Annotated in this window: 5 protein-coding genes and 1 pseudogene; 2 read left to right on the top strand and 4 right to left on the bottom strand. The window is 70.1% G+C overall.

Features of this window, described 5'->3' with window-relative positions; translation table 11 throughout:
- Window positions 1-258: 258 nt before the first annotated feature.
- The gene (locus tag J1M37_RS08655; protein WP_078025555.1) at window positions 259-648 is read right to left on the bottom strand and encodes a heavy metal-responsive transcriptional regulator; all 390 of its coding nucleotides are present in this window, start codon (window positions 646-648) and stop codon (window positions 259-261) included.
- 56 nt (window positions 649-704) lie between these two features.
- On the opposite strand from J1M37_RS08655, the gene merA reads away from it, so the two are divergent.
- Window positions 705-2,168, top strand: a complete 1,464-nt coding sequence (gene merA / locus J1M37_RS08650; protein ID WP_069941994.1) for a mercury(II) reductase — start codon at window positions 705-707, stop codon at window positions 2,166-2,168.
- A 271-nt stretch (window positions 2,169-2,439) separates the two neighbouring features.
- Here the strand turns inward: merA and J1M37_RS08645 are convergent, their stop codons facing one another.
- The 3 genes from J1M37_RS08645 to J1M37_RS08635 all read right to left on the bottom strand — a co-directional run bounded on the left by J1M37_RS08645 (window position 2,440) and on the right by J1M37_RS08635 (window position 3,930).
- Window positions 2,440-2,580, bottom strand: coding sequence for a hypothetical protein (locus J1M37_RS08645; RefSeq protein ID WP_002854087.1), 141 nt, complete (start codon window positions 2,578-2,580; stop codon window positions 2,440-2,442).
- Between the two features lie 64 nt (window positions 2,581-2,644).
- Window positions 2,645-3,556 (bottom strand): cation diffusion facilitator family transporter, encoded by a 912-nt coding sequence (locus J1M37_RS08640; RefSeq protein ID WP_095346685.1) that lies wholly within the window; start codon window positions 3,554-3,556, stop codon window positions 2,645-2,647.
- Complete coding sequence (locus J1M37_RS08635) at window positions 3,556-3,930, bottom strand: ArsR/SmtB family transcription factor (protein WP_044659923.1); 375 nt, start codon at window positions 3,928-3,930, stop codon at window positions 3,556-3,558. The genes J1M37_RS08640 and J1M37_RS08635 overlap by 1 nt, the downstream gene beginning before the upstream one ends.
- Before the next feature lie 78 nt (window positions 3,931-4,008).
- Between J1M37_RS08635 and J1M37_RS08630 the strand changes: the two are divergent.
- Window positions 4,009-4,140: pseudogene (locus J1M37_RS08630) on the top strand (ArsR family transcriptional regulator); the annotation flags it as partial.
- Between the last annotated feature and the right edge of the window lie 16 nt (window positions 4,141-4,156).

The raw sequence follows: 4,156 nt of genomic DNA, 5'->3' as shown, positions 1-4,156 counted from the left end.
GTGTGGCTTGCGCCGCTATATGGCGGGGTTCTGTCGGAGCTCAGTGGCGGCCTCCAAGCACGCGGGCAAGAGGGCGCTGCGAGTGAGGCTCACGTTCCGCAAGCCGATCCTTCACCGGGACAGCGGCCGACGGCAGGCCGGAGGAATAGGCGTCGCGATAGGGTGCACCCCGCGCAACAGAACCGTTGCGAAAGGTCTAACACCCCAACGCAACAGAGTGGGCCGCCATGCGCTGCCACGGGCCCGTGAACTTCGGTGTCACAGGTAGCGGCAGACATCCTCGGGGGAGCACGTGGCCGGGTCGCCGGCGGCGGCGTCCTCGCGCAGGTCGGCGATCGTGGTGCGTAGCTGCGCGAGCTCGGCGAGTTGCCGGTCGATCACATCAAGGCGGGTGTCGAGCAGGTCGGTGACGTGCCGGCAGGGGGCCTGCCCCCGGTCGCGGATGTCCAGCACCTGACCGATCTGGGCCAGGGTCAGCCCGACCGCTTGCCCCCGGCGGATGAAGTCCAGCCGGTCGAGCACCTCGGCGCCGTAGTCCCGGTAGCCCGCCGGGGTGCGGTCCGCGGCGGGTAGCAGCCCGACCTCCTCGTAGTACCGCAGGGTCTTGCTCGTCGTGCCCGACGCCCGAGCCACCTCACCGATCCGCATGCCACTCATTCTCCCCCTTGACCTTCCAGTGCACTGGAAGGTCGATCCTGAGGGCGATGAAGGAGGAGTTCATGACGGCAACGGCTAACAGCAGGTCGTATGACCTGGCAATGATCGGGTCCGGTGGGGCGGCGTTCGCGGCCGCGATCCGCGCCACCAACCTCGGCAGACGGGTGGTGATGATCGAGCGTGGCACCGTCGGCGGTACCTGCGTGAACACCGGGTGCGTGCCCTCCAAGGCCTTGCTCGCGACCGCCGAGGCCCGCCACGTCACACTCGACGCCTCCCGGTTCCCCGGCCTGCCGTTCCCCGAAGTCCGGCCGGTCGACATGCCCGCCTTGATCGCCGGCAAGGATCGGCTCGTCGGGTCACTGCGTGGCGAGAAGTACCTGGACCTGGCCACCGAGTACGGATGGGATCTCCACCCCGGGGACGCCACGTTCGTCGGCACACCCAGCGAGCCGGCACTGCGCGTCACCGGCCCTGACGGCACGGTGGAGACGGTCCGGGCCGCGCACTACCTCATCGCCACCGGCTCCAGGCCCTGGGCGCCGCCGGTCCCCGGCCTGCAGGAGGCCGGTTACCTGACCTCGACCACCGCGATGGAACTGGACCACGTCCCGGAGTCGCTGCTGGTCATCGGCGGCGGCTACGTCGCGATGGAGCAGGCCCAGCTCTTCGCTCGGCTCGGCGTCCGGGTCACCATGCTGGTCCGCTCACGGCTGGCGTCCCAGGAAGAACCCGAGGCGTCCACCGCCCTGGATGAGATCTTCACGGACGAAGGCATCCAGATCATCCGCGGCGCGGTGCCCAGCGCGGTCCGCCGCGACCCGGCCACCGGCGAGGTCACGGTCACTGCCACCACCACTGACGGCTCACAGGAACTCCGGGCGGCCGAGGTACTCGTCGCCACCGGGCGCCGCCCGGTCACCGCCACGCTCGGTCTCGACACCGTCGACGTGCGCACCGGCGACCACGGCGAGGTGGTTGTCGACAGCCATCTGCGCAGCACCAACCCGCGCGTCTGGGCTGCCGGTGACGTCACCGCCCACCGTCAGTTCGTGTACGTCGCCGCGGCCCACGGCGCCCTCGTCGCCGACAACGCCCTCACCGGCGCCGGCCTCGAGGTCGACTACCGCCACCTGCCCCGGGTCGTGTTCACCAGCCCCGCCCTGGCCGCCGTCGGGATGACCGAACGGCAGGCCTCCGCTGCCGGGATCCGCTACGACAGCCGTGTCCTGTCACTCGCGCACGTCCCACGCGCGATCGTCAACCGCGACACCCGCGGGTTCATCAAGATGGTCACCGACGCCGACACCGGCCGCATCATCGGCATTACCGCCCTGGCCCAGGACGCCGGCGACCTCGCCGCCGCCGGGGTCTACATGCTCGAGGCCGGCATGACCACCAGCCAGGTCGCCAACCTCTGGAGCCCCTACCTGACCATGGCCGAAGGCCTCAAGCTCACCGCGCAGGCCTTCACCACCGACATCGCCAAGCTCTCCTGCTGCGCGGCGTGAACCTGCCCCGCACACAGGGACACCGATAGGGGACCGCCTCGCCCCGGGGCGCGAGACAAGAAAATGGGCGCCGATCAGCCCTACTTACTGGCACCCCTGCGTATCGGACCTGCAACCACCGGGGAGTTCAGTCGATGCAAGAACTCCCGTCCCAGGCCTATATCTGGACGTCTTCACGACCTCTACGTGCTCGACCCGACGAGGACAGCACTGGACGACGCGATGACCGCCTTGCGGCGCCGCCATGAGGCCGCGGTCCGTTTGGGCCGCGTCACCGCACCACCATGACCACGATCGTCACCACGTAAGCCGCGGCGACCAGACCGATCCCCAGCAGGGTGAGCACCACCCCGCGCCGGGCCGGCCGCTGGCCCTCGTCCGGCCCGGGGCCCTTGCCGTGCTTCGCGGTCATCGCGCGCTCCTAAGACGTTGCTCAAGCATGTGCGGCTCTCGCGAGCGGGCTTCCGTGCCGAGTGCTACCAGCTCAGGTCGTGACAGCCGTCGCTGCCGGCGCCCTCCACCTGCAAGGTGGCATGGGCGATACCGTAACGGTCGCGCAGCACCCGGCGCGCGCCGGCAAGCACGGCGCCGTGGTCCGCGCGCTGGTCAGCGACCAGGTGGGCCGTGGCCACGTTCATCCCCGACGTCAGGGTCCACAGGTGCAGGTCGTGGACCTCCTCCACCCCCTCGACCGCGTCCAGGTCACCGGCGACGTCCTCCGGGTCCACCCCTTCCGGGGCGTGCTGGCCCAGCACCGCGATCACCTGCCTGCCCAGAACCACCGCCCGGATGATGACGAAGACCGCGATGAGCGCCGCGACCACGACGTCCCAGATCGGCTGGCCGGTGAGGATGATCAGCACGCCGGCGACCATGACACCCACCGACCCGGCGGCGTCGGCGATCACCTCGTAGTAGGCGCCCTTGACGTTCAGGCTGTCCTTGGCCCCGCTGCGCAGCAGCAGCATGGAGATGATGTTGATCACCAGGCCGGCGAAGCCGACCGCGAGCATGGCGCCGGAGGCCACCTCCGGCGCGTCGCCCAGCCGGCTGATGGCCTCGACCACCACGTACACCCCGACCGCGAGCATCGCCAGCACCGCCAACGCCGAGGCGAACACCTCGGCCCGGTAGGAGCCATAGGTGCGTCGCCCTGTGGAGTCCGGCCGGCTCGCGATGCGCGTCGCCAGCAGCGCCGCACCCAGCACCACCACATCGGCAGCCATGTGCCCGGCATCCGACAGCAGCGCCAACGACCCCGACACCAGCCCCGCGACCAGCTCGATCAGGAAGAAGCCCGCCGTCAGGGCGAACGCCCCCGCCAGCCGCCGACGGTAGCGGCCACCGGCATGCCCGGTCGCCGGGGCATGGCTGTGTCCCGCCCCCATCAGCCCTGCCCCTCGTGGCGGGCGTGCTCACGGGAGACGTCCAGCAGCATCCGCACATGCCCGTCAGCGAGGCGGTAGTACACCATCCGCCCCTCCCGGCGGTTCTCGACCACCCCAGCGGTACGCAGCACCCGCAGCACCTGGGACACCGACGCCTCCGCGACATCGACCGACGCCGCCAGGTCACACACGCACAGCTCGCCGGCCTCCAGCAACGCATACAGCGCCCGGGCACGGCGCGGGTCCCCCAGGAGCTTGAACAGCCCGGCCAACCTGCCGGCCTCGCGCTCGTCGGGGATCCTCTCCCGGGTCAGCGCCACCTTCTCCGGATGGACGGCGGTGACCTGACACGAATCCAACGGCGTCACACTCATGCCACGACCATACACCTATGCAGATATCAGCAGCGGGAGCCACACACGAGAGGTCAGCAGGTTCTGTATGGTCAGCGCATGCTGACTATTGCTTCGCGGCTGGACGTGATGAACCGGCTGGGCCGGGCGATGGCCGACCCGACCCGCTCCCGCATCCTCATGACACTCCTCGAGGGCCCGAGCTACCCGGCGGTACTCGCCCGCGACCTAGGGCGTGTCTGAGAAT

This window comes from Micrococcus sp. KRD012, assembly GCF_017168555.1.
In the GTDB taxonomy this organism is placed as follows: Bacteria; Actinomycetota; Actinomycetes; order Actinomycetales; family Micrococcaceae; genus Micrococcus; species Micrococcus luteus.
This window is presented reverse-complemented; position numbering and strand designations above follow the sequence as displayed.